Source organism: Pseudomonas sp. o96-267 (assembly GCF_003935465.1).
Classification (GTDB): Bacteria; Pseudomonadota; Gammaproteobacteria; order Pseudomonadales; family Pseudomonadaceae; genus Aquipseudomonas; species Aquipseudomonas sediminis.
In genome coordinates, this window is sequence record NZ_RHQP01000013.1 from 60,935 (window position 1) to 84,355 (window position 23,421).

A 23,421-nucleotide genomic window follows, 5' to 3' on the forward strand; every position below is an offset into this window, starting at 1 on the left:
CATCAATTCGGGAGCGTTCGCCATGCTGGTGCACCTGTCCATTCACAACTACGCCATCGTCGACCACCTGGATCTCGAGCTGGATGCCGGCATGAGCGCCATCAGCGGCGAGACCGGTGCCGGCAAGTCGATCATGCTCGACGCCCTCGGCCTGTGCCTGGGCGATCGTGCTGACAGCGGCGTGGTGCGCCCAGGCAGTGACAAGGCGGACATTCTCGCCAGCTTCGATCTGGCGGACATTCCCGAAGCCCGCACCTGGCTTGCCGAGCGCGACCTGGACAGCGACGGCCCGTGCATCCTGCGCCGGGTGATTACCGCCGAGGGCCGCTCGCGCGGCTATATCAATGGCAGCCCCTGCCCGCAGGCCGATCTCAAGGCCCTTGGCGAACTGATCATCGATATCCACAGCCAGCACGAACATCAGTCGCTGCTCAAGACCGACACCCATCGCCGCCTGCTCGACGAATACGCCGGCAGCCAGGACCTCGCGCGCCAGGTGCAACTCGCGGCGCAACGCTGGAAGCAAACACGCAACGAACTTGAACGCATCTCCAGCCAGAGCGACGAGCAACGCGCTCGCCACCAGTTGCTCAGCTACCAACTGGAAGAACTGGAAAATTTGGCGCTGGGCGACAACGAACTGGAGCAACTGGAACAGGAACACAAAGCGCTGAGCAATGCTGAAGCGCTGCTCGCGGCCTGTCGCCAAGTGCTCGATTTGTGTAGCGAAAGCGATGCCGGCAACGTGCTGTCGGCGCTGACCGCCAGCCTCAACCGCCTAGGCGCCTTTGGCGGTCAGGGCGGCACCTTGAACGAAGCCAGCAACTTGCTGGCCAGTGCGCAGATCCAGGTAGAGGAAGCAGTCGGTGAGCTAAACCGCTTCCTCGATCACTTCGACGCCGACCCAGAGCGTCAGCAGTTTCTCGAAGAGCGCCTGGACACCATCTACACCCTGGCCCGCAAGCACCGTATTCAACCAGCCGAACTGGCCGCCCTGCAGCAGCAATTGTTCGATGAGATCGAAGGCCTGAATGCCGACGATCAGGCCAGCGAACGCCTGGCCGAGGAACTGGCCGCCTATGAGCGCCACTACCAGGAGAAAGCAGCCGAGCTCAGCATTCTGCGCAGCAATGCTGCCGAGCGCCTGGCCGCAGCCGTAGAGCAGGAAATGCAGGCTCTGGGCATGCCCGGCGGTCGCTTCAATATTCAACTCCAAGCCATGAGCAGCGAAGAACCACACGCAAGCGGCCTGGAGACAGTGGAATTTCTGGTCAGCGCCAACCCTGGTCAGCCGCTACGCGGCCTGGCCAAGGTGGCATCTGGCGGTGAACTGTCACGCATCAGCCTGGCGATTCAGGTGATCACCGCACAGACCTCGCGCGTACCGACCCTGGTATTCGACGAAGTGGACGTCGGTATCGGCGGCCCAACCGCAGAAGTGGTCGGCCAGCTGTTACGCCGTCTCGGCGAACGTGGCCAGGTGCTTTGCGTCACTCACCTGCCGCAAGTCGCCGCACAGGGCCACCAGCATCTGTTCGTGCACAAACGCCGCGGCGAAGACGCCACCTCTACCGCAGTGAGCAAGCTGGACGAAAGCGGCCGTGTCGAGGAGATCGCCCGCATGCTCGGTGGCGTCGACCTGACCGAGGAATCCCTGGCTCACGCGCGCAAGATGGTCACCAGCGCCCAGGCGGCGTAAGACACGCCTAGCGCGGATGCAATCCGGCAGCCCCCCGATTACAACCGAACAATGACAAAGCAAAAAGGCGACCCGAGGGTCGCCTTTTTGCTTGCCGCAGAAGAATCAGCTCTTCTTGCGCACGTACAGCACCAGGTTGTGGTCAACCAGCTCGAAACCGTGCTCCTTGACGATTTCCTTCTGGCGCTTCTCGATCTCGGCGTCGAAGAATTCGATCACTTCGCCGGAGTCGACGCAGACCATATGGTCGTGATGGCCGCTGTCAGCCAGTTCGAATACGGCATGGCCGCCATCGAAGTTGTGACGCACCACCAGGCCAGCGGCCTCGAACTGAGTCAGGACGCGGTATACGGTGGCCAGGCCAACGTCTTCACCGGCCTCCATCAGCGCTTTGTAGACATCCTCCGCGCTCATGTGGCGGTGCTCGGCGTTATCCAGCATTTGCAGGATTTTGACTCGTGGCAGAGTCACCTTCAGTCCAGCTTTGCGCAGTTCGTTATTTTCAACCATGGTCTGCTTTCTCATGGATGCTGCTTCGCAGCACCCTTCAATACGGGTATGATCCGGGGTTCAAGTTGCCCAAGATAGTGGAAGTCACCCTCCGATGCAAAAAACCAAGCTCTTGCTGACCAGCCTGTCGCTGACCGGGCTCTTCGCACTCGCCGGTTGTTCATTCCCCGGGGTTTACAAGATCGACATTCAACAGGGCAATGTCGTGACACAGGACATGATAGACCAGCTGCGCCCGGGAATGACCCGACGCCAAGTGCGGTTTATCATGGGTAACCCGCTGATCACCGACACCTTCCATGCCGATCGCTGGGATTATCTGTACAGCATCCAGCCTGGCGGCCGTCAGCGCCTGCAGGAACGCGTCAGCCTGGTGTTCGACGGCAGCGACCAGCTGGTTGGCCTGGCCGGCGACTTCATGCCCGGCGTAAGCCGTGACCAGGCGATCATGGGCGAAGGCGGCGACACCAGCAGTGCCCAGCCGCAAGCCAAACCACAGGATGAAACGCCGCCAGCGCCCGGCTCGTTGCTGGAGCAGATCCAGCGCGAGGTGGATCAGGTCGAAACCGTCCCGGTACCGACACCTGAGCCGCTGGACACCAATCCGCAGTAATACGCGGACACTAAAAAGCCCGGATCGAATCCGGGCTTTTTCGCATCTGGCGCCTGGCTAGTCTACCGACGCGCCATCATCACGCCGGTTCTTCGCCCTCTTCCCTGGCCTTGGCTTTGGCCGCACGCTGCTTGCGTACTTCCTTCGGGTCGGCGATCAGCGGCCGATAGATCTCGACGCGCTCGCCTTCCTCCAGCACTCGCTCTTCCGGTTTGCCTACCGCCTTGCCAAAAATGCCCAGCGGCGCCTGGCTCAGATCCAGTTCCGGAAATAACTGCTGCATACCAGAACGCAGTGCAGCCTCGCGCACCGTGGTGCCGGCCGGTACGGACAAGCGCAGCAGCTTCTGCCGCTCGGCAAGGGCGTAGACCACCTCAATGGCAATTCTGGGCTTATCCATACAACTGCTTGGCTCGCTGGCAGAAGGCATCGACCATGGTATTGGCCGCCTGATTGAACAGCGGCCCAAGCGTGGCACGCACCAGCGGCCCGGCGTAGTCGAAGGTCAGGTCCAGGCTGATCTTGCAGGCCTTGTCACCCAGCGCCTTGAACTCCCAAACGCCATGGAGACTGGTGAAAGGTCCTTCCTGCAGATTCATCTCGATGCGCTGTCCAGGCTGCAGCACATTGCGCGTGACGAAGCGCTGACCGATGCTGCCTTTGGCCACTTCGAGGCTGGCCAGCATATGCGTCTCGCTGACCTCCAATACCTCACTGGCGCGGCACCAGGGCAGAAACTGCGGGTAACCGGCAACATCGTTGACGAGATCAAACAGTGCCTGCGCCGGATAAGGCAGTAACGCCGAGCGCTGGATTCGAGTAGCCATTTACTTGCTCAGCTCCGCGATGAAAACGATCAGGACGCCGATTGGCGCCACGACGCGAATCAGCCAGAGGGCCAGATTGAACAGCAGCGGGCTTCTGATGGACAGCTCGTCACGCACAGCGTCACGGCTCAACACCCAACCGGCGAACATGGCGAAAGCCAGACCGCCCAGCGGCAGCAGAATACGGCTGGTGAGGTAATCGATGCTGTCGAAGAAGGTCTTGCCGCCTTCGGCGCCCCACTGCAGCAGATGGAAACCATCCTCGGCGAAAACGAAGAACTTGGCCTCGGCCCAGAGGTTGAACGACAGTACCGTACCCATCCCCACCAGCCAGCACAGCAGCGCCAGCGCGGCGGTTACCTGCGCGCGGCTGCGCCCGGTTTTCTCGACGAAGTAGGCCACGGCCGGCTCCAGCATGGAGATTGAGGAGCTCCATGCGGCAACGGCCACCAGTACGAAGAAGATCAACCCCATCACCTGACCGAAGGCGATATTGCCGAAGGCAATCGGCAGCGTGACGAACATCAGCCCCGGGCCACCACCCGGCTCCAGACCGGCGGCAAAGACGATGGGGAACAGCGCCAGCCCCGCCGTCAACGCCACCAGGGTATCGAGCACGCCAACGGTCAGTACCGTGGCGCCGATCGAAGCCTTCTTCGGCATGTAGGCGCCGTAGACCATGATCGAGCCGACACCCACGCTCAGGGTAAAGAACGCATGGCCCATGGCAGCGAGGATGCCGTCCTGCACCTTGCTCGGATCGAAATGAAAGAGGAAATCGAAACCTTCGCGGAAATGTCCGGTGGTGAAGCTGTAACCCAGCAGCACCAGCAGCAGCACGAACAGCAGCGGCATCATGATACGCAAGCTGCGCTCCAGGCCTGCCACCACTCCCTTGGCGATGACGAACGCAGTGATCAGCATGAACAGGCTGTGCCACAGGGTCAGGCGCCACGGGTCGGAGGTCAGACCGCCGAACGCCGCACCTGCGCCATCGGCGCTGATACCGGTGAAGTCGCCACGGCCCATACCGATGATGTAATCCAGCGACCAACCTGCCACCACACTGTAGAAGGACAGAATCAGTAGCGCGGCGACCATGCCCATCAGCGCAGCCAGCGACCAGTGCTTGGAGGCTCCGGCTTCGATCGCCAGGCTCTTCATCGCATTGACCGGGCTCTGCCGGCCGCGGCGGCCGATCATGGTTTCTGCCAGCATGATCGGCACACCCACCAGGGCAATGCAGAACAGGTACATGACGACGAACGCACCGCCGCCATAGACCCCTGTCATATAGGGGAACTTCCAGATATTGCCGAGACCGACCGCCGAGCCGGTCGCCGCCAGGATGAATACCCAGCGACTGGCCCAGGCACCGTGAATCGAAACTTTGTCGCTCGCCATTACGGCCAAGACCCCATACTGCGGGAAAAAAGATCGCACATTGTCGGAGATTAGCGGCATGGGCTCAAGTTTGGCTCGGTAACGCCCCATGGCGCAGGCGCGGACGACTCCCTATAATGCGCGCCCTATGGCTAAGCAAAAGAAACATCCTCAAGGCACCATCGCGCTGAACAAAAAGGCGCTGCATGACTATTTCATCGAACACAAGTTCGATGCCGGCCTGGTGCTGTCCGGCTGGGAAGTGAAGAGCCTGCGTGCCGGCAAGGCACAGCTGGTCGACAGCTACGTGCTGCTCAAGGACGATGAAGCCTGGTTGATGGGCTGCCACATCACGCCCTTGAAAACCGCCAGCACTCACGTCATCGCCGACCCGACCCGCACGCGCAAGCTGCTGCTGAACAAGCGCGAGCTGGAAAAGCTGTTCGGCTCGGTACAGCAGAAGGGCTACACCGCCGTGGCACTGTCGCTGTACTGGAAGCAGCATCTGGTCAAATGCGAAATTGCCCTGGCCAAGGGCAAGAAAGACTTCGACAAGCGCCACACCGAGAAGGAACGCGACGCCGACCGCGAAGTTCAGCGCGCGATGCGCAGCAAGGGCAAGGAAGACTGAACATCCTCCCCACTTCGTAGCCCGGGTGATGATTGATCGCCTGGGCTCGTTGTTTCTTACAAGCCTAGCCGGCGCTGCGCACGCGCCACACGCTGGGCTTCCAGCTGCACTTCCGAGAGCACTTCCTGCACATAGTCGATGTGCTGGTTGGAAAGCTCGCGAGCATCCTCCGCACGACCTTCGATGATCGCCTGGTACAACGCGCGGTGCTGCCCGATCAGCATGTCGCGGGTCTCCTCACGCTGGGCATACATGCCGCCGATGTTGGTCACCACGTTGCGCTTGAGCAAGTCGAACAGACCACGGATGGTGTGCAGCAGCACCGCGTTATGACTGGCCTCGGCAATCGCCAGGTGAAAGCGCGCATCGGCCGCCCCCTCCTCGGCACGAGTCACCTTGCCGACTCGCGCGTAGCAATCCTGTAAGGCTTCGAACGCTTCGGTGAGGCGCTGCCGGTCGATATCGGTGGCGCGCCTGGCCGCGTAGTAGGCGCAGGAGCCTTCCAGCGTATGGCGGAATTCCAGCAGGTCACGCTGGGCATCTTCCTTGTGCTCCAGCAGTTGCAGTAGCGGGTCGCTGAAAGTCGAGCCGAGCGATTCAGCTACATAGTTACCGCCACCCTGGCGACTGATCAGCAGCCCCTTGGCTACCAACTTCTGGATCGCTTCACGCAGGGACGGGCGAGACACGCCGAACTGCTCGGCCAACGCACGTTCTGCGGGCAGCCTCTCACCGGCACGCAAGGTGCCTTCGAGAATCATGGTTTCCAGTTGCGCGACGATGTCATCGGAGAGACGACGCTGCCGCACCTGACCTACTTCCATCACCGACATCTCCATTGGTTTGACCAGGCCGAAAGCCTCAAGAGGCAAGCCTATAGCGCGCCCTTTCGCTGAACAAGCAGGCACTCTACGACCAAAGTCTTAGCCACTCGATTTGACAGTCAATTGAGCAACTTTTAACCTGACCTCGCTTAATTGTAAATTGGTATTACCAATTTAACCAACAAGAACAACAAACCATCGAGGTCACGCCATGACAGCCCTATGCGCTGCAAGCCTGTTCGATCACGCCTCATCCCTGCCGCGCCCGCTGCGCGCTCGTGTGGAGTAAGACCCAATGTCCAACGGAATTCTCGCCCTGCTGGCGTTCTCGCCGATTCTGCTTGCCGCCGTTCTGCTGATCGGCCTGCGCTGGCCGGCCAAACACGCCATGCCTCTGGTCTACCTGGTGACTGCCGCCGTCGGTCTGTTCGCCTGGGATATGACCCTCAATCGCGTCCTGGCCTCCACCCTGCAAGGCTTGTTGATCACTCTCGGCCTGCTGTGGATCATTTTCGGCGCCATCCTGCTGCTCAATACCCTCAAGCACTCTGGTGGTATCACCGCCATACGTGCCGGCTTCACCACCATCAGTCCTGACCGCCGCATCCAGGCCATCATCATCGCCTGGTTGTTCGGCTGCTTCATCGAGGGCGCCTCGGGCTTTGGTACACCGGCCGCCATCGCTGCCCCGCTGCTGGTTGCCATCGGTTTTCCGGCCATGGCCGCCGTGTTGATGGGCATGCTGGTACAAAGCACGCCGGTCTCCTTCGGCGCCGTCGGTACGCCGATCATCGTCGGCCTCAATACCGGTCTGGACACTGCCACCATCGGTGCGCAGCTGGTCGAGCAGGGTTCGTCCTGGGCGCAGTTCCTGCAGTTGATCACCAGTGAAGTGGCAATCATCCATGCCACCGTCGGCGTGGTCATGCCGGTCATCATGGCAATGATGCTGACCCGTTTCTTCGGTCAGGAGAAAAGCTGGAAAGCCGGTCTGGAAGTACTGCCGTTCGCGATTTTCGCCGGACTGGCCTTCGTCGTGCCGTACGTCTTCACCGGCGTCTTCCTCGGCCCGGAATTCCCATCGCTGCTGGGCGGCCTGATCGGCCTGGCCATCGTCACCAGCGCCGCCCGCTTCGGCTTCCTGGTGCCGAAAAAGACCTGGGACTTCGCCCCGGCGGACAAGTGGCCGAGCGAATGGCTGGGCACCGTCGAGATGAAGCTGGACGAACTGACCGCCAAACCGATGAGCGCACTGCGCGCCTGGCTGCCCTATGTGCTGGTCGGCGCACTGCTGGTGATCAGCCGTGTTTTCCCGGAAGTAGGCAACGCGCTGAAGGCCGTGGTGGTGAACTTCCCGGACCTGCTCGGCGAAGCCGGCGTCAGCGCCAACTTCCAACCACTGTACCTGCCGGGCGGCATTCTGGTCGCCGTGGTGCTGGCCACCTTCTTCCTACACGGCATGAAGGTGCGTGACTTGGGCAAGGCGGTGAAGGAATCCTCCAGCGTGCTGCTCAGCGCCGGCTTCGTGCTGCTGTTCACCGTGCCGATGGTGCGCATCCTGATCAACTCCGGCGTCAACGGTGCCGAACTGGCCAGCATGCCGATTCTCATGGCGCGCTGGGTGGCCGACAGCGTTGGCGGCATCTATCCGATGCTGGCTCCAAGCATCGGTGCCCTGGGGGCCTTCATCGCTGGTTCCAACACCGTCAGCAACATGATGTTCAGCCAATTTCAGTTCGGCGTGGCCAGCAGCTTGGGTATCTCCAGCGCGCTGATCGTCGCGGTCCAGGCCGTGGGTGCCGCCGCCGGCAACATGGTGGCAATCCATAACGTGGTTGCAGCCTCGGCTACCGTTGGCCTGCTCGGCCGCGAAGGCAGTACCCTGCGCAAGACCATCTGGCCGACGCTGTACTACCTGCTGTTCACCGGCATCATCGCGATGGTCGCGATCTACGTACTGGGCGTCAGCGATCCGCTGATGACTCACTGATCGACTGGTAGTGAACGCCCCGACATCGTCGGGGCATTTGCCATCAGGCTACGCTTTCCCTTTTCCAGCAACAGGATGAGCCCATGATCATTTCTGCCTCGACCGACTACCGCGCTGCCGCTCAACGCAAGCTGCCGCCCTTCCTGTTCCACTACGCCGATGGCGGCGCTTACGCCGAGCACACGCTGCGCCGCAACGTAGCTGATCTGTCGGACATCGAACTGCGCCAGCGCGTGCTGAAGAACATGTCCGAGCTGGACCTGTCCACCGAGCTGTTCGGCGAGAAGATGTCGATGCCGGTAGGCCTGGCACCGGTTGGCCTGACCGGCATGTTCGCTCGCCGTGGCGAAGTTCAGGCGGCCAAGGCAGCAGCGGCCAAGGGTATTCCCTTCACCCTGTCCACCGTGTCGGTGTGCCCGATCGAGGAAGTGGCACCGGCCATCGACCGACCGATGTGGTTCCAGCTCTACGTGCTGAAAGATCGCGGCTTCATGAAAAATGCCCTGGAGCGCGCCAAAGCCGCCGGCTGCTCGACGCTGGTGTTCACCGTAGACATGCCGGTGCCCGGCGCCCGCTACCGTGACGCCCACTCCGGCATGAGCGGCCCGAACGCCGCACTGCGCCGCATGCTGCAAGCGATGACTCACCCGCAGTGGGCCTGGGACGTCGGCCTGATGGGCAAGCCGCATGACCTGGGCAATATCTCCGCCTACCGCGGCAACCCGACCGGCCTGGCCGACTACATCGGCTGGCTGGGCGCCAACTTCGACCCGTCGATCTCCTGGAAGGACCTGGAATGGATCCGCGACTTCTGGGACGGCCCAATGGTAATCAAAGGCATCCTCGATCCGGAAGACGCCCGCGATGCGGTCACTTTCGGCGCCGACGGCATCATCGTTTCCAACCATGGCGGTCGTCAGCTCGACGGGGTGCTGTCCAGCGCCCGCGCCTTGCCGGCCATCGCCGATGCGGTCAAGGGTGACCTGAAAATCCTCGCTGACTCCGGTATCCGCACCGGCCTCGACGTAGTGCGGATGATCGCCCAGGGCGCCGACACCGTGCTGCTCGGTCGTGCCTTCCTCTATGCCCTGGCCGCTGCCGGTGGTGCGGGCGTGAGCAACCTGCTCGACCTGATCGAGAAGGAAATGCGCGTGGCCATGGTGCTGACTGGCGCCAAATCCATCGCCGAAATCACCTCGGACCTGCTGGTAAAGGAGCGCTGAGCCAATGACTGCCGCCGTCACGCCCGCCATTAACCGCGACGCTCTGCTGACGCAGATGCGCCAGATCGTCGGCAGCAGTCATGTGCTGACCGACGAACAAAGCACGCGGCGCTTCCGCAAGGGCCACCGCACCGGTGAGGGCAACGTCCTGGCCGTGGTACGCCCCGCTTCGCTGCTGGAGCAGTGGCGCATCCTGCAGGCGGCAGTGGCGGCCGACCGCATCGTCATCATGCAGGCAGCCAATACCGGCCTGACCGGAGGCTCGACCCCGGATGGCGCCGACTACGACCGCGAGATCGTGCTGATCAGCACCCTGCGGATCACCGGCGTACAACTGATCAACGATGGGCAGCAGGTGGTGTGCCTGCCGGGCGCGACCCTGGATCGCCTGGAACAGGCCTTGGCGCCACTGAATCGCGAACCGCATTCGGTGATCGGCTCGTCCTGCATCGGCGCCTCGGTACTCGGCGGTATCTGCAACAACTCCGGCGGCGCCCTGGTGCGTCGCGGCCCGGCCTACACCGAGCTGGCGCTGTATGCGCAGGTGAAAGATGACGGCTCGCTGGAGCTGGTCAACCATCTGGGCATCGAGCTGGGCAACGATCCGGAGGAAATTCTCACCCGCCTGCAGAACGGCGACTACACACCGCAGCAGGTACGCAACGAGGACACCGCCAAGGCCTCCGATGCGCGCTACGGCGAACATGTGCGCGACATCGACGCCGACACCCCCGCGCGCTTCAATGCCGACCCGTCGCGCCTGTTCGAAGCCTCCGGTTCGGCTGGCAAGCTGTGCCTGTTCGCCGTGCGCCTGGACACCTTCCCGAAAGAGCCGAGCACGGTGTTCTACATCGGCAGCAACGACCCGCACGATCTCACCGAAGTGCGCCGCCACCTGCTGGCCAAGCTGCCACGCCTGCCGATTGCCGGGGAATACATCCATCGCACGGCATTCGACATCGGCGAGAAGTACGGCAAGGACACCTTCCTGGTGATCGACAAATTCGGCACGTCCAAGGTGCCGGCCGCCTTCGCCATGAAGAGCCGCGTGGACGGTTTCTTCGAGCGCTTCGGCCTGCGTGGCGTGACCGACAAGATGATCCAGGCCCTGATGAACCTGCTGCCCAGCCACCTACCGCAACGCATGCGCGAGTACCGTGACCGTTTCGAGCATCACCTGCTGGTGCGCGTTTCCAACGACACGCTGGAACAGACCCGCAGCTTCCTGACCGAGTATTTCACTGGCAGTGACAGCGGTGCCTATTTCGAGTGCGATGCCGATGAGGGGCGCAAAGCCTTCCTGCATCGCTTCGCCGTGGCCGGCGCGGCGATCCGCTACCGCGAGTCGCACCGCAGCAGCGTCGAGGACATCCTCGCCCTGGACATCGCCCTGCGCCGCAACGACCGCGACTGGGTCGAGACGCTGCCTGCCGAGATGGAAGAGCAGATCATCCACAAGCTCTACTACGGGCACTTCTTCTGCCACGTGTTCCATCAGGACTATATCGTCAAGAAGGGCATCGACCCGATCGTGATGGAACACCGCATGTGGAAGCTGCTGGACGCTCGCCAAGCCGAGTACCCGGCCGAGCACAACGTTGGCCACCTGTACGTGGCCAAGCCGGCGCTGGCCGGTTTCTACCGCGAACTCGACCCGACCAACACCTTCAACCCTGGCATCGGCCATACCTCGAAGAAGAAGCATTGGGGTGGTTGTTGCTAGGACGCTGAACCTTTATGCAGGAGCGGCTTCAGACTCGAACGAGGAAAATCGCGGCTGAAGCCGCTCCTACGGATTAGCGTAGGGCGGCCTCACGCGCGCAGCGAGCAGCCCGCCGGGCCATGCCAGGGCCTGGCAGCACAACGACCGGCGTACTGCTTCGCGACGACTGCATGGATGCAGGAGGTAGAGCGACGCAGGAAGCCAAAGCCGAGTACGCCCTACGGGTTCTCCCCTTTTCCCTACGGCTACGAAAGCAAAGGCCCGCCGATTTGGCGGGCCTATGTTTTAACGCGACACTCGATCAGGCGAATACGATCTCTTCGCCATCGACCTTGGCATGCACTACCGCCCCCGGGGCGAAATCGCCAGAGAGTATCTGCTGCGCCAGCGGGTTCTCGATCCAGCGCTGGATCGCACGCTTGAGCGGACGTGCGCCATACACCGGGTCGTAACCAACGGCGATCAGCTTGTCGAGCGCCTCTGGCGTCAGCTCCAGGCTCAGCTCACGCTCGGCCAGACGGCCACGCAGACGCTGCAACTGGATCTCGGCGATGCCGGCGATCTGCTCACGGCCCAGCGGCTCGAATACCACCACTTCGTCGATACGGTTGATGAACTCGGGGCGGAAGTGGCTGCTCACCGCATCCATCACCGCCGCGCGCTGCGCTTCCTTGTCGCCGACCAACTCCTGAATCTGCGCCGAGCCGAGGTTGGAGGTCATCACGATCACGGTGTTCTTGAAGTCCACGGTGCGGCCATGGCTGTCGGTCAGGCGACCGTCTTCAAGTACCTGCAGCAGCACGTTGAACACATCCGGGTGCGCCTTCTCCACCTCGTCCATCAGCACCACCGAATAGGGCTTGCGGCGCACGGCCTCGGTCAGATAACCACCCTCTTCATAGCCGACATAACCGGGCGGTGCACCAATCAGGCGGGCAACGCTGTGCTTCTCCATGAACTCGGACATATCGATGCGTACCAGCGCCTCTTCGGTGTCGAAGAGGAACTCGGCCAGCGCCTTGCACAGCTCGGTCTTGCCCACCCCGGTCGGACCGAGGAAGAGGAACGAACCACTCGGACGGTTGGGGTCGGCCAGCCCAGCGCGCGAACGGCGCACGGCGTTGGAAACAGCGACCACCGCCTCGTTCTGGCCAATCACCCGCTGGTGCAGCAGGCCTTCCATCTTCAGCAGTTTCTCGCGCTCGCCTTCAAGCATCTTGCTCACCGGGATGCCCGTCCACTTGGACACCACCTCGGCGATTTCCTCGTCAGTAACCTTGTTGCGCAGCAGCTGGTTCTCGCTCTTGCCATGCGCATCGACCATCTGCAGGCTGCGCTCCAGATCCGGAATGATGCCGTACTGCAGTTCGGCCATGCGGTTGAGATCGCCCTTGCGCCGTGCGGCTTCCAGCTCGGTCTTGGCCTGCTCGATGCGTTGCTGGATCTGCGCTGAGCCTTGCACTTCGGCTTTCTCCGACTTCCAGATTTCCTCCAGGTCGGCGTATTCCTTCTCCAGCTTGACGATATCCTCTTCCAGCTTGACCAGTCGTTTCTTGGTCGCCTCGTCGTCTTCCTTCTTCAGCGCCTCGCGCTCGATCTTCAGCTGGATCAGACGACGATCCAGGCGATCGAGCTCCTCCGGCTTGGAATCGATCTCCATGCGGATGCGACTGGCCGCCTCGTCGATCAGGTCGATGGCCTTGTCCGGCAACTGGCGGTCGGTGATGTAGCGATGGCTGAGCTTGGCCGCGGCGATGATCGCGCCGTCGGTGATGGTCACACCGTGGTGCACCTCGTAGCGCTCTTTCAGGCCACGCAGGATGGCGATGGTGTCTTCCTCGCTCGGCTCGTCCACCAGTACTTTCTGGAAGCGGCGCTCCAGCGCGGCGTCCTTCTCGATGAACTGGCGGTACTCATCCAGGGTGGTGGCGCCCACACAGTGCAGCTCCCCACGAGCCAGGGCCGGCTTGAGCATGTTGCCAGCGTCCATGGCGCCCTCGGCCTTACCGGCGCCGACCATGGTGTGCAGCTCGTCGATGAACAGGATGATGCGCCCTTCCTGCTTACCCAGTTCGTTGAGCACCGCCTTGAGGCGCTCTTCGAACTCGCCGCGGAACTTGGCACCGGCGATCAGTGAGCCCATGTCCAGCGACAGCAGGCGCTTGTCCTTCAGGCCATCCGGCACTTCGCCGTTGATGATGCGCTGGGCCAGGCCTTCGGCGATGGCGGTCTTGCCGACGCCAGGCTCGCCGATCAGCACCGGGTTGTTCTTGGTACGGCGCTGCAGCACCTGGATGGTCCGGCGAATCTCGTCGTCACGGCCGATCACCGGGTCGAGCTTGCCTTCTTCAGCGCGCTTGGTCAGGTCGACGGTGTACTTGTCCAGCGCCTGCCGCGACTCCTCGACATTAGGGTCGTTGACGGCCTGGCCGCCGCGCAGGTTGGCGATGGCATTCTCCAGGGCTTTCTTCGATACACCCTGACCGAGCAGCAGCTTGCCTAGCTTGCTGCTCTCGTCCATGGCGGCGAGCAACACCAGCTCGCTGGAAATGAACTGGTCGCCCTTCTGCTGTGCCAGGCGGTCGGCCTGGTTGAGCAGACGTGCCAGGTCCTGCGACAGGTTGATGTCGCCCGTGGGGTTCTGCAGCTTGCCAAGTTGATCCAGTTCACGGGTCAGGCCCTGACGCAGGCTGTTGATGTCGAAGCCGACCTGCATCAGCAGCGGCTTGATCGAACCGCCCTGTTGCTCGAGCAGCGCCTGCATCAAGTGCAGCGGCTCGATGGCAGCATGATCCATGCCCACCGCCAGGGATTGGGCATCGGAGAGTGCAAGTTGCAGCTTGCTGGTCAAACGATCGATACGCATAAATGTCCTTCCTCCAGGATGGCGAGCCGGGACAACTTCCCCGAAAAAAGAAACTCGCTCAGATGCAGACTAGATAAGGACGATTACGCCGTATTCAAGACAAGGCGATTTGATCCAAGTCAAACCTGGTTACCGCCAGGTGACGTGCTGTTCCAGCGGAAAGCGCAGGCGCGGGTTGTACACACCCTTCTCGCCCTGACGCCCAACGGCCAGCAGCATGATGGGGATGGCCTGGCGCGGGATATCCAGCACACGACGCAAACGCGGCTCGTCGAAGCCCTCCATCGGACAGGTGGCATAGCCGTGACTCTGGAAAGCGAGCATCAGATTTTCTGCCGCCAGCGCCGTCGACTTCACCGCCCACAGGCGCATATCGGCCTTGCTGTTGGGCTTGCGCATCAGCGGCTTGCGTAACCCCATCAGCCGCACCAGTTGGCGCTTGAACAGGCCGAGTAGGCCCAGCGGCCCCTGGTTGTACTGAAACGGCGCGGTCTTGCTGTAGAAGCGACGGATGCGCGCCGGCACCTCGGCCTCCGGCCAGTAATCGATGACGTTGCGGCAGGCCTGACGCCAGGTGTCCGGGCGCGCCAGCACGGCAATAATCAAGGGCGCACGCGCTGCGTTCTGGCTCATGCAGACCGGGTGCAGCTGCGCCAGCAGCGCCGGGTCGCGAATCACCTGGAAGCTCCAGGGCTGCAGGTTGCAGGAGCTAGGCGCCAGCACGGCCAGTTCCAGGCAATCGCGGATCACCGCGTCCGGCACCAGCTCAGGGGTGAAACGGCGCACTGAACGGCGACTTTCGATCAGTGCACGCAGCTCGCCTGGTGAGGCCATGGCAGGCGGTTGCTCGTGGGGAAAACTGGTCATGGGCGTACTCCTCGGCAGGTCGGCCGATTAAGCAAGCGGATGACGATGAGAACAAGGGGGCAAGGGGAAATGGCCGGGAATTTGGCCGATTAGCCTCACCTGCGCCCAGAATAGCGAGCGCAGGTATTGCTACTTCACAGGCCCAGGGCTTTTTCGATGGCCTGGATCAAGGCCGGATCGTCCGGCGTGGTACGCGGTGAGAAACGCGCCAGCACACGACCGTCCTGGCCGACCAGAAATTTCTCGAAGTTCCAGGTGATATCACCGGGAAACTCGGCTCCCTCACCGGCCAGCAGGCGATAGAGCGGGTGACGAGCAGGGCCGTTGACCTCCAGTTTGCTACCCAGCGGGAAGGTCACGCCATAGTTGAGGCTACAGAACGAACGGATCTCGTCCTCGCTGCCCGGCTCCTGTCCGGCGAACTGGTTGCATGGCACTCCCAGTACCGTGAAGCCGTTGCCCTTGTATTGCTGGTAGAGCTTTTCCAGCCCCGCGTACTGAGGCGTCAAACCGCACTTGGAAGCGACATTGACCACCAGCACCACTTGGCCCTTGTAAGGCGCCAGCGGCAGTTCCTGGCCATCCAGCGCACGTAGATTGAGATCGTGAAAGGCACTCATGACGAACTTCCTCAGCGAATTCAGTGCAACGGGCGTAATGCCCGGTAATCCTCAAGGCAGCTGCGATTGGGCAAGCCACCATGCATGAAAAAGGCGCCCTGAGGCGCCTTCATCGCAAGCTTGAGCTTAGCAGCGGTTGAACCGGTGGGTACGACCGCAAGTCGCCTGATCGGCAACTCAGCCTGTTAGTGGTGGTGACCACCTTCGCCGTGGATGTGACCGTGAGCCACTTCCTCTTCGCTGGCGTCACGCACGCTTACCACCTTGACCTTGAAGTTCAGGCGCTGGCCGGCCAGCGGGTGGTTGCCGTCGACAGTCACGTCGTCGCCGTCGATATCGCGGATGGTAACGATCTGCATGCTGCCGTCCGGGCCCGAAGCGTGGAACTGCATACCCACTTCCAGGGTGTCGACGCCTTCGAACATGGCGCGGCTCAGGGTCGCGACCAGCTCGGCGCTGTATTCACCGTAGGCTTCTTCCGGCTCGACGGAAACGTCCAGCTCATCGCCAACCTGCTTGCCAACCAGGGCCTTCTCGAGACCGGCGATGATATTGCCGGCACCATGCAGATAGACCAGCGGCGCGCCGCCAGTGGAGCTGTCGATCACCTCACCGGCATCGTTGGTCAGGGTATAGTCGATGGAGACGGCCTTGTTGGCGGCGATCAGCATGGGGAGACCTTTTGCGAAAGATAAATGAACGGGCAAGTTTAACCAACGCCAGCCTGGATTGCGACCCGAGCCCGGACAAACGGGCCGTACGGATCGTTGATTTTCGTCAGGACGAGCACGGTGACTGGGTGGCAGTCTTATCCTGTGGCCATACTCAGCATGTACGCCACCGACCACCCTGGCAGAATCGGCCCTGGGTACTCGATCCCGAGCAGCGCCAAGTCAGGCAGGGAAGCCTCTTCCCCTGTGGCTGGTGCGCCATGGATCGGTCGCACGATGAATCCAAGGAAGCTTAAATGTCTGCACGCAACATTCTGGTGATCAACTGCGGCAGCTCGTCGATCAAGTTCGCCTTGGTCAACGAAGCGCAGGAAACCTTCATGCTCAGCGGCCTGGCCGAGCGTCTTGGCAGCCCCGAAGCGGTGCTGCACTGGCAACAAGGCGAACAAAAGGACAGCCTGGTTCTGCCGGGCGCCGACCACCGCCTGGCCCTGTCTCATCTTCTACCCGTGGTACAGCAGGCCGCAGCCGGTGAGCTGCACGGTATCGGCCACCGTGTGGTACACGGCGGCGAGCACTTCTCCGGCGCCTCTCGCCTGGACGCTGCCAGCCTGCAGGCCATCCGCCAGGTCGCGCCGCTGGCTCCACTGCACAATCCGGCCAACCTGCAAGGCATCGAAGCGGCGATGAAGCTGTTTCCCAACCTGGTGCAGGTGGCGGTGTTCGACACCGCCTTCCACCAGAGCCTGCCCGAGCACGCCTATCGCTATGCCGTACCGCACGCGCTCTACGCTGAGCATGGCGTACGCCGCTATGGCTTCCACGGCACCAGCCACCGTTACGTCAGCCGCAAGGCGGCGCAGATGAGCGGCCTGGCATTCGACGTCAGCAGTTGGCTGGTGGCCCATCTGGGCAATGGCAGCTCCACCTGCGCCGTGGAGAATGGCCACAGCCGCGACACCAGCATGGGCCTGACGCCGCTGGAAGGCCTGGTGATGGGCACACGTAGCGGCGATGTCGACCCCAACCTGCACGGGCACCTGGCACGTACCCTGGGCTGGAGCCTGGAGCGGATCGACAGCATGCTCAACAAGGACAGCGGCCTGCTCGGTCTATCCGGCCTGTCCAACGACATGCGCACGCTGGAGCAGGCCCGCGAACAGGGGCACGTCGGCGCGACCCTGGCCATCGAGGTGTTCTGCTACCGCCTGGCCAAATCACTGGCGGCGATGAGCTGCGCGCTGCGCCGTCTCGACGGCCTGATCTTCACCGGCGGTATCGGCGAGAACTCCGCGCTGATCCGCAGCAAGACCCTGGACCATCTCGGCCTGCTCGGGCTGCGGCTGGACGCCCAGGCCAACGCCCGCTGCGTGCGCGGCGTCGCCGGCGCCATTCACGCGGATGGTCATCCGCGCGTGCTGGTTGTACCGACCAACGAAGAGCGGCAGATCGCCCTCGACACTCTTGCCCTGCTCGACTGAGGCTATTTCATGCATACCTTCTTCATCGCCCCCACCGGTTTCGGTGTCGGCCTTACCTCCATCAGCCTCGGCCTGGTCGGTGCGCTAGAGCGCAGCGGCCTCAAGGTTGGCTTCTTCAAGCCCATCGCCCAACCGCATGTTGGCGACCTCGGCCCTGAGCGCTCCAGTGAGCTGATCGCCCGCACCCATGGCCTGAATTCGCCCAAACCACTGCCGCTCAGCCATGTCGAACGCATGCTCGGCGACGGCCAGCTGGACGAACTACTGGAAGAGATCATCAGCCTCTACCAGCAGGCGGCAGTCGACAAGGACGTGGTCATCGTCGAAGGCATGGTGCCGACGCGCCACGCCAGCTACGCCGCTCGGGTCAACCTGCACCTGGCCAAGAGCCTGGATGCCGACGTGATTCTGGTCAGCGCCCCGGAAGACGAGAACCTCACCGAGCTGTCCGATCGCATCGAGATCCAGGCCCAGCAGTTCGGCGGGCCGAAGGACCCCAAGGTGCTCGGTGTGATCCTCAACAAGGTGCGCAGCGACAACGGCATCGCAGCCTTCACCGAACGTCTGCAGGAGCTTTCTCCCCTGCTCAAGACCGAGAGTTTCCGCCTGCTCGGCTGTATTCCCTGGCAGGACGAACTGAACGCGCCGCGCACCAAGGACATCGCTGAGTTGCTCGGCGCACGCATCCTCAACGCTGGCGACTATGAGCAGCGACGCATGCTGAAGATCGTGCTCTGCGCGCGCGCAGTCGCCAACAGCGTGCAGTTGCTCAAGCCCGGCACCCTGGTGGTGACGCCGGGTGATCGCGACGACATCATCCTCTCCGCCAGCTTGGCTGCGATGAATGGCGTACCGCTGGCGGGCCTGTTGCTGTGCAGTGATTTCGCCCCCGACCCACGCATCATGGAGCTGTGCCAGGGCGCCCTGGCCAGCGGCCTGCCGGTGATGACGGTGAGCACCGGTTCCTACGACACCGCCACCAATCTCAACCGCCTGAACAAGGAAATCCCCCTGGATGACCGCGAGCGCGCGGAGAAGGTCTCCAACTTCATCGCAGGGCATATCGACCACGACTGGTTGAGCGCCCGCTGCGGCACACCACGCGAGCTGCGCCTGTCGCCCCCGGCCTTCCGCTACCAACTGGTGCAACGCGCCAAGGCCGCTGCCAAGCGCATCGTCCTGCCCGAGGGCAGCGAGCCACGCACCGTTCAGGCCGCCGCCATCTGTCAGGCGCGCGGCATTGCCCGCTGCGTGCTGCTGGCCAAGCCGGAAGAGGTGCAGGCTGTCGCCCGAGCACAAGGTATCGAGCTGCCGGAAGGCCTGGAAATTCTCGACCCGGACCTGATACGCGGTCGCTACATCGAACCGATGGTCGAGCTGCGCAAGGGCAAGGGCCTCAATGCGCCCATGGCAGAAGCGCAGCTGGAAGATACCGTGGTACTCGGCACCATGATGCTGGCCCTGGACGAGGTCGACGGTCTGGTCTCCGGCGCCATCCACACCACCGCCAACACCATTCGCCCGGCCCTGCAGCTGATCAAGACCGCACCAGGCTACAACCTGGTGTCCTCGGTGTTCTTCATGCTGCTGCCGGACCAGGTGCTGGTCTATGGCGACTGCGCGGTGAACCCGGACCCGAACGCCGAGCAACTGGCGGAGATCGCCCTGCAGAGCGCCAACTCGGCGCAGGCTTTTGGCATCCCGCCGCGCGTGGCCATGCTCAGCTACTCCACCGGTGATTCCGGCAGCGGCGAAGAAGTTGAGAAAGTGCGCGTCGCCACCCGCCTGGCCCGCGAAAAGCGCCCGGACCTGCTGCTCGACGGCCCGTTGCAGTACGACGCAGCGGCCATCGAGAGCGTCGGCCGGCAGAAAGCGCCGAACAGCCCGGTGGCCGGCCGCGCCACGGTGTTCGTGTTCCCCGACCTGAACACCGGCAATACCACCTACAAGGCCGTGCAGCGCAGCGCCGACTGCATCAGCGTCGGCCCGATGCTGCAGGGCCTGCGCAAGCCGGTGAACGACCTGTCGCGTGGTGCACTGGTCGACGACATCGTCTACACCATCGCGCTGACGGCCATTCAGGCGGCGGATCTACCAAGCTAGAGAGGCAACAGGATGCGCCGTGCGCACCGGCCGGAGCAGCCGGTGCGCACCAAGCGACCAAAACCTGATGGTCATCACTGGCACTTGCAGGTCAGTGCACAACCGTTACCCTTGGCGCCGAACCAGCTCGCTGCACGGAACGCCGCAGCTCTTTCGACTGATACGGGGCGCAGAGAAAGCCCCTTTCTCAGGCTGCCCGCAGGGCGTGCAGCCTGCTTACGGAGGCGTTTGCCCGATGCTGCACTTTCTTCCCGCGCCGCTGCGTGGCCTGATCGCGAGCCTGCTGTTGGCTCTCAACACCCTGTTCTGGTGCTGGCCGCTGTTCTTCGTCGCTCTGCTCAAACTGCTGCTGCCATTCGCGCCGATCCAACGCGCACTGCGCTTCGTCATGCACGGGATCGCCGAAAGCTGGATCGGCGTCAACAAATTCTGGATGCGCCTGGTTGGCCATATCGAATGGAATGTCCAGGGCCTGGAGCGCTTCGATACTCGTCACTCCTACCTGGTCACCAGCAACCACCAGAGCTGGGCGGATATCCTGGTGCTGCAGTACCTGCTCAACCGACGTATGCCGCTGCTGAAGTTCTTCCTCAAACAGGAGCTGATCTGGGTGCCGGTGATCGGCCTATGCTGGTGGGCGCTGGAGTTTCCCTTCATGAAGCGCTTCAGTAAGGAATACCTGGCCAAGCATCCGGAGAAGCGCGGCCAGGACCTGGCCACCACCCGCAAGGCCTGCGCGCGTTACAAGACCAACCCCGTTGCGGTGTTCAACTTCCTCGAGGGCACCCGCCTGACCCCGGCCAAGCATGCGCAGCAGCAGTCGCCTTTCAAGCACCTGCTCAAACCCAAGGCTGGCGGCATCGCCTTCGTGCTTGATGCCATGGGTGAACAGCTGCACGCCATCGTCAACGTCACCATCCACTATCCGCATGGCGTCCCAGGCTTCTGGGACTTGCTCTGTGGGCGCCTGGATGCCGTGCAGGTGACTTTCAGACAGGTCGATATTCCGCGCGAGTTCATCGGCCGTAACTACGATCAGGATGACGACTACCGCCGGGCCTTCCAGCAATGGGTCAATCGTCTATGGGAAGAGAAGGACGCGGAGCTCGCCAACCTGCACCGTTCGGCGTAATCCAGACCTTCGGGGGCACCGTGCGTACCGCCCCGATTCCGCACCCCACGGGTATGCGTCGCTGTACCGATCAGGGGGACGACAGGGGCAACTTGCTCCAATCCAGCAGCGCCGGCACCTGCATCGCGCTGCTGGGCGGCACGCCTGGCGCCACCAGGAAACCCTGCATGATGCTGCAGTGGTGTTGCGTCAACCACTCACGCTGCGCCTGGGTTTCGACGCCTTCGGCGATGACCTCCAGGCCTAGGTGATGGCCGAGATCGATGATGGTACTGACCACCGCCGCATCACGGGGTGAGTCGAGCATATTGGAAATGAAGAGACGGTCGATCTTCAGTGTATCGAGCTCGAAGTGGCGCAGATACGCCAGTGACGAATAGCCGGTGCCAAAATCATCAATGGCAATCTTCACCCCCAGCTCGCGCAGATGACGTAACTGCGCCTGCGTCAGCTCCAGATCCTGCATCAGCGCGCTCTCGGTAACTTCCACCTCCAGTTGGCTGGGCTTCAGACCGTGAGCGTCGAGTACACGCTGTAGATCGGTCACCAGTTGCGACATGCCGAACTGCACCGGGCTGACGTTGAGGCTGAGCACCATGTCCTCACCGAACTGTTGCTTGAACACGGCCAATTGCCTGGCGCCCTCACGGAAGATCCATTCGCCGAGACGGTTGGTCAGGCGGGTTTCCTCAAGCAGCGGAATGAACACGTTCGGCGCCACGGTACCGGCGACGCGATGCTGCCAGCGTAGCAAGGCTTCAAAGCCGCGCAGGCGTCCGCTATCCAGATGGAACTGCGGCTGATAGACCAGTACGAAGTCATCGTTCTCGATGGCGTGACGCAGGCTTTCTTCGAGCATCAGCCGCGAACGAGCGCGTCCGTTCATCTCCGGTGAGAAGAAGCGGTATTGCTGGCGACCGGCGCGTTTGGCTTCATACATCGCCATGTCGGCGGAACGCAGCAGGCCCTCCACGCTCTGCCCGCATTCAGGAAAGCAGGCGATGCCAACGCTGGCGCCGAGGGTGAAGTCCACACCATCGAGGGTGTGGCGCACCGAGACCAGTTCGATCAACTTCTCCGCGACCTTGGCGGCGTCCTCGGGGTGGCCGAGGTTGTCCAGCAGCGCGGTGAATTCGTCACCACCGATGCGCGCCAGGCTGTCATAGGGACGCAAGCAGGCCTTGAGCTGCTCACCGACACGGCGCAGCAACTGATCGCCGACATCATGGCCGAGCGAGTCATTGATGCGTTTGAAACCGTCCAGGTCCAGGTACAGCACCGCGACGCGCTGACCGCTGCGCTCGATACGCGCCAACACCGACTCCAGTGCCTGATGAAAGCCGCGACGATTGAGTAGGCCGGTCAGCGCGTCAGTGACCGCCTGTGACTCCAGTTGCGCGTGCAGATTACGCACCACCGACATATCCAGCGCGATCAGCACCATCGCACGTTGCGGCCGCGGCAGTGGTGAGCAGGACAGCGCCACAGGCAGGCAACCACCCTTGAGCGTGCGCAACATCGCTTCGTGCACGCGATAGGTCGCCTCGCGCTTGAAGTGCAGATAGAACTCGGACTGCTGCCAGCCGCCTTCGCTGGCTGGATTCTTGAGAAACGACAGCAGATCGACGCCCTCAAGATCACCTACCTCGCCATCGAGCATCTGCGCCATCGCGGGGTTGGCGAACTGAATGCGACCATCCTCGCCGCCCACCAGAATACCCTCGGCGGCATTGGCCAGCACCGAGGCGTTGAATGCCCTGGCGCGCTCAAGCTGCTGGGAAAGAGTCTGCAATTCACAGCGATTATGCTCGTGCTCCAGCAGGCTCTGAATCTTGTGGCGCAACACACTGGGGTCGAAGGGCTTGAGCATGAAGTCCACGGCACCGGTGCTATAACCACGCAATACGGCATCGTGGGTCTGCGCGATGGCGGATACGAAGATGATTGGCGTCAATCGCGTACGCGGGTTGCCACGCATCAGGCGGGCGACTTCGAAGCCGTCCATACCCGGCATCTGCACGTCGAGCAGCACCAGCCCGACATCTTCTTCGAGCAGACAGCGCAGGGCCTCTTCACCAGAGCTGGCGCAACGCAGCAGCCACTCGCCATCCTCGAGCAGCGCCTGCATGGCCTCGAGGTTCTCCATACGGTCATCCACCACCAGCAGAACCTGCTTGGCGGGTACAGCGGCGTTCTTACTCTGCGCCCGGGCCATCATCACTCCCCTGTCCATCTGCCCTTGCACCACTTACTCCTGC

Annotated in this window: 20 protein-coding genes; 10 read left to right on the forward strand and 10 right to left on the reverse strand. The window is 62.5% G+C overall.

Going from position 1 to position 23,421, the window contains the following annotated elements; genetic code table 11:
• Positions 1 to 22 precede the first annotated feature (22 nt).
• Complete coding sequence (recN, locus tag EGJ86_RS11110) at positions 23 to 1,699, forward strand: DNA repair protein RecN (RefSeq protein ID WP_125835145.1); 1,677 nt, start codon at positions 23 to 25, stop codon at positions 1,697 to 1,699.
• Between the two features lie 105 nt (positions 1,700 to 1,804).
• On the opposite strand, the gene fur is transcribed toward recN, so the two are convergent.
• Positions 1,805 to 2,209, reverse strand: a complete 405-nt coding sequence (gene fur, locus EGJ86_RS11115; RefSeq protein WP_003240531.1) for a ferric iron uptake transcriptional regulator — start codon at positions 2,207 to 2,209, stop codon at positions 1,805 to 1,807.
• A gap of 94 nt (positions 2,210 to 2,303) precedes the next feature.
• On the opposite strand from fur, the gene EGJ86_RS11120 reads away from it, so the two are divergent.
• Entirely contained in the window at positions 2,304 to 2,822 is a 519-nt protein-coding gene (locus EGJ86_RS11120; RefSeq protein ID WP_099526113.1) for an outer membrane protein assembly factor BamE, read from the forward strand.
• A gap of 79 nt (positions 2,823 to 2,901) precedes the next feature.
• Here EGJ86_RS11120 and EGJ86_RS11125 read toward each other — a convergent pair whose 3' ends face one another.
• The 3 genes from EGJ86_RS11125 to EGJ86_RS11135 are packed head-to-tail and all read right to left on the reverse strand — an operon-like array spanning position 2,902 to position 5,053.
• Positions 2,902 to 3,222 (reverse strand): RnfH family protein, encoded by a 321-nt coding sequence (locus tag EGJ86_RS11125; protein WP_125835146.1) that lies wholly within the window; start codon positions 3,220 to 3,222, stop codon positions 2,902 to 2,904.
• Positions 3,215 to 3,649, reverse strand: coding sequence for a type II toxin-antitoxin system RatA family toxin (locus EGJ86_RS11130; protein WP_055987035.1), 435 nt, complete (start codon positions 3,647 to 3,649; stop codon positions 3,215 to 3,217). The genes EGJ86_RS11125 and EGJ86_RS11130 overlap by 8 nt, the downstream gene beginning before the upstream one ends.
• A complete protein-coding gene (locus EGJ86_RS11135) occupies positions 3,650 to 5,053 on the reverse strand; it encodes a sodium-dependent transporter (protein WP_099526115.1) in 1,404 nt (467 codons plus the stop codon).
• A 127-nt stretch (positions 5,054 to 5,180) separates the two neighbouring features.
• Here EGJ86_RS11135 and smpB point away from each other — a divergent pair, with 127 nt between their 5' ends.
• Positions 5,181 to 5,663, forward strand: a complete 483-nt coding sequence (gene smpB, locus EGJ86_RS11140) for an SsrA-binding protein SmpB (RefSeq protein ID WP_125835147.1) — start codon at positions 5,181 to 5,183, stop codon at positions 5,661 to 5,663.
• Positions 5,664 to 5,719: 56 nt separating this feature from the next.
• On the opposite strand, the gene EGJ86_RS11145 is transcribed toward smpB, so the two are convergent.
• The gene (locus EGJ86_RS11145; protein WP_106735373.1) at positions 5,720 to 6,487 is read right to left on the reverse strand and encodes an FCD domain-containing protein; all 768 of its coding nucleotides are present in this window, start codon (positions 6,485 to 6,487) and stop codon (positions 5,720 to 5,722) included.
• 295 nt (positions 6,488 to 6,782) lie between these two features.
• Here EGJ86_RS11145 and EGJ86_RS11150 point away from each other — a divergent pair, with 295 nt between their 5' ends.
• From EGJ86_RS11150 to dld, 3 genes are all read left to right on the forward strand, one after another.
• Positions 6,783 to 8,477, forward strand: a complete 1,695-nt coding sequence (locus EGJ86_RS11150; RefSeq protein WP_125835148.1) for an L-lactate permease — start codon at positions 6,783 to 6,785, stop codon at positions 8,475 to 8,477.
• 83 nt (positions 8,478 to 8,560) lie between these two features.
• Positions 8,561 to 9,700, forward strand: coding sequence for an FMN-dependent L-lactate dehydrogenase LldD (gene lldD, locus EGJ86_RS11155; RefSeq protein WP_099526119.1), 1,140 nt, complete (start codon positions 8,561 to 8,563; stop codon positions 9,698 to 9,700).
• A 4-nt stretch (positions 9,701 to 9,704) separates the two neighbouring features.
• On the forward strand, positions 9,705 to 11,423 hold the full coding sequence (gene dld / locus EGJ86_RS11160) for a D-lactate dehydrogenase (RefSeq protein WP_125835149.1): 1,719 nt from the start codon (positions 9,705 to 9,707) through the stop codon (positions 11,421 to 11,423).
• A 301-nt stretch (positions 11,424 to 11,724) separates the two neighbouring features.
• Here the strand turns inward: dld and clpB are convergent, their stop codons facing one another.
• From clpB to EGJ86_RS11180, 4 genes are all read right to left on the reverse strand, one after another.
• Positions 11,725 to 14,289, reverse strand: coding sequence for an ATP-dependent chaperone ClpB (gene clpB / locus EGJ86_RS11165; RefSeq protein WP_125835150.1), 2,565 nt, complete (start codon positions 14,287 to 14,289; stop codon positions 11,725 to 11,727).
• Positions 14,290 to 14,418: 129 nt separating this feature from the next.
• On the reverse strand, positions 14,419 to 15,156 hold the full coding sequence (locus tag EGJ86_RS11170) for a nitroreductase family protein (protein ID WP_125835151.1): 738 nt from the start codon (positions 15,154 to 15,156) through the stop codon (positions 14,419 to 14,421).
• Between the two features lie 134 nt (positions 15,157 to 15,290).
• On the reverse strand, positions 15,291 to 15,776 hold the full coding sequence (locus EGJ86_RS11175; protein ID WP_125835152.1) for a glutathione peroxidase: 486 nt from the start codon (positions 15,774 to 15,776) through the stop codon (positions 15,291 to 15,293).
• A 185-nt stretch (positions 15,777 to 15,961) separates the two neighbouring features.
• The gene (locus EGJ86_RS11180) at positions 15,962 to 16,447 is read right to left on the reverse strand and encodes a peptidylprolyl isomerase (RefSeq protein WP_125835153.1); all 486 of its coding nucleotides are present in this window, start codon (positions 16,445 to 16,447) and stop codon (positions 15,962 to 15,964) included.
• A gap of 11 nt (positions 16,448 to 16,458) precedes the next feature.
• Here EGJ86_RS11180 and EGJ86_RS11185 point away from each other — a divergent pair, with 11 nt between their 5' ends.
• The 4 genes from EGJ86_RS11185 to EGJ86_RS11200 all read left to right on the forward strand — a co-directional run bounded on the left by EGJ86_RS11185 (position 16,459) and on the right by EGJ86_RS11200 (position 21,163).
• Positions 16,459 to 16,743: a DUF3565 domain-containing protein gene (locus EGJ86_RS11185; RefSeq protein WP_125835154.1), complete on the forward strand. Its 285-nt coding sequence runs from the start codon at positions 16,459 to 16,461 to the stop codon at positions 16,741 to 16,743.
• Positions 16,744 to 17,928 (forward strand): acetate kinase, encoded by a 1,185-nt coding sequence (locus EGJ86_RS11190; protein ID WP_125835155.1) that lies wholly within the window; start codon positions 16,744 to 16,746, stop codon positions 17,926 to 17,928.
• 9 nt (positions 17,929 to 17,937) lie between these two features.
• A complete protein-coding gene (gene pta / locus EGJ86_RS11195) occupies positions 17,938 to 20,031 on the forward strand; it encodes a phosphate acetyltransferase (protein ID WP_125835156.1) in 2,094 nt (697 codons plus the stop codon).
• Positions 20,032 to 20,266: 235 nt separating this feature from the next.
• Positions 20,267 to 21,163 carry an acyltransferase gene (locus EGJ86_RS11200; protein ID WP_125835157.1) on the forward strand — a complete coding sequence of 299 codons (897 nt, stop codon included), beginning with the start codon at positions 20,267 to 20,269 and terminating at the stop codon, positions 21,161 to 21,163.
• A gap of 70 nt (positions 21,164 to 21,233) precedes the next feature.
• Here EGJ86_RS11200 and EGJ86_RS11205 read toward each other — a convergent pair whose 3' ends face one another.
• Positions 21,234 to 23,378, reverse strand: coding sequence for a bifunctional diguanylate cyclase/phosphodiesterase (locus EGJ86_RS11205; protein ID WP_125835193.1), 2,145 nt, complete (start codon positions 23,376 to 23,378; stop codon positions 21,234 to 21,236).
• Between the last annotated feature and the right edge of the window lie 43 nt (positions 23,379 to 23,421).

What these genes read in the sequence shown, in the direction of transcription:
- recN (WP_125835145.1), top strand. Translation starts at nt 23, where the DNA reads ATGCTGGTGCACCTGTCCATTCACAACTACGCCATCGTCGACCACCTG.
- fur (WP_003240531.1), bottom strand. Translation starts at nt 2,209, where the DNA reads ATGGTTGAAAATAACGAACTGCGCAAAGCTGGACTGAAGGTGACTCTG.
- EGJ86_RS11120 (WP_099526113.1), top strand. Translation starts at nt 2,304, where the DNA reads ATGCAAAAAACCAAGCTCTTGCTGACCAGCCTGTCGCTGACCGGGCTC.
- EGJ86_RS11125 (WP_125835146.1), bottom strand. Translation starts at nt 3,222, where the DNA reads ATGGATAAGCCCAGAATTGCCATTGAGGTGGTCTACGCCCTTGCCGAG.
- EGJ86_RS11130 (WP_055987035.1), bottom strand. Translation starts at nt 3,649, where the DNA reads ATGGCTACTCGAATCCAGCGCTCGGCGTTACTGCCTTATCCGGCGCAG.
- EGJ86_RS11135 (WP_099526115.1), bottom strand. Translation starts at nt 5,053, where the DNA reads ATGGCGAGCGACAAAGTTTCGATTCACGGTGCCTGGGCCAGTCGCTGG.
- smpB (WP_125835147.1), top strand. Translation starts at nt 5,181, where the DNA reads ATGGCTAAGCAAAAGAAACATCCTCAAGGCACCATCGCGCTGAACAAA.
- EGJ86_RS11145 (WP_106735373.1), bottom strand. Translation starts at nt 6,487, where the DNA reads ATGGAAGTAGGTCAGGTGCGGCAGCGTCGTCTCTCCGATGACATCGTC.
- EGJ86_RS11150 (WP_125835148.1), top strand. Translation starts at nt 6,783, where the DNA reads ATGTCCAACGGAATTCTCGCCCTGCTGGCGTTCTCGCCGATTCTGCTT.
- lldD (WP_099526119.1), top strand. Translation starts at nt 8,561, where the DNA reads ATGATCATTTCTGCCTCGACCGACTACCGCGCTGCCGCTCAACGCAAG.
- dld (WP_125835149.1), top strand. Translation starts at nt 9,705, where the DNA reads ATGACTGCCGCCGTCACGCCCGCCATTAACCGCGACGCTCTGCTGACG.
- clpB (WP_125835150.1), bottom strand. Translation starts at nt 14,289, where the DNA reads ATGCGTATCGATCGTTTGACCAGCAAGCTGCAACTTGCACTCTCCGAT.
- EGJ86_RS11170 (WP_125835151.1), bottom strand. Translation starts at nt 15,156, where the DNA reads ATGACCAGTTTTCCCCACGAGCAACCGCCTGCCATGGCCTCACCAGGC.
- EGJ86_RS11175 (WP_125835152.1), bottom strand. Translation starts at nt 15,776, where the DNA reads ATGAGTGCCTTTCACGATCTCAATCTACGTGCGCTGGATGGCCAGGAA.
- EGJ86_RS11180 (WP_125835153.1), bottom strand. Translation starts at nt 16,447, where the DNA reads ATGCTGATCGCCGCCAACAAGGCCGTCTCCATCGACTATACCCTGACC.
- EGJ86_RS11190 (WP_125835155.1), top strand. Translation starts at nt 16,744, where the DNA reads ATGTCTGCACGCAACATTCTGGTGATCAACTGCGGCAGCTCGTCGATC.
- pta (WP_125835156.1), top strand. Translation starts at nt 17,938, where the DNA reads ATGCATACCTTCTTCATCGCCCCCACCGGTTTCGGTGTCGGCCTTACC.
- EGJ86_RS11200 (WP_125835157.1), top strand. Translation starts at nt 20,267, where the DNA reads ATGCTGCACTTTCTTCCCGCGCCGCTGCGTGGCCTGATCGCGAGCCTG.
- EGJ86_RS11205 (WP_125835193.1), bottom strand. Translation starts at nt 23,378, where the DNA reads ATGGCCCGGGCGCAGAGTAAGAACGCCGCTGTACCCGCCAAGCAGGTT.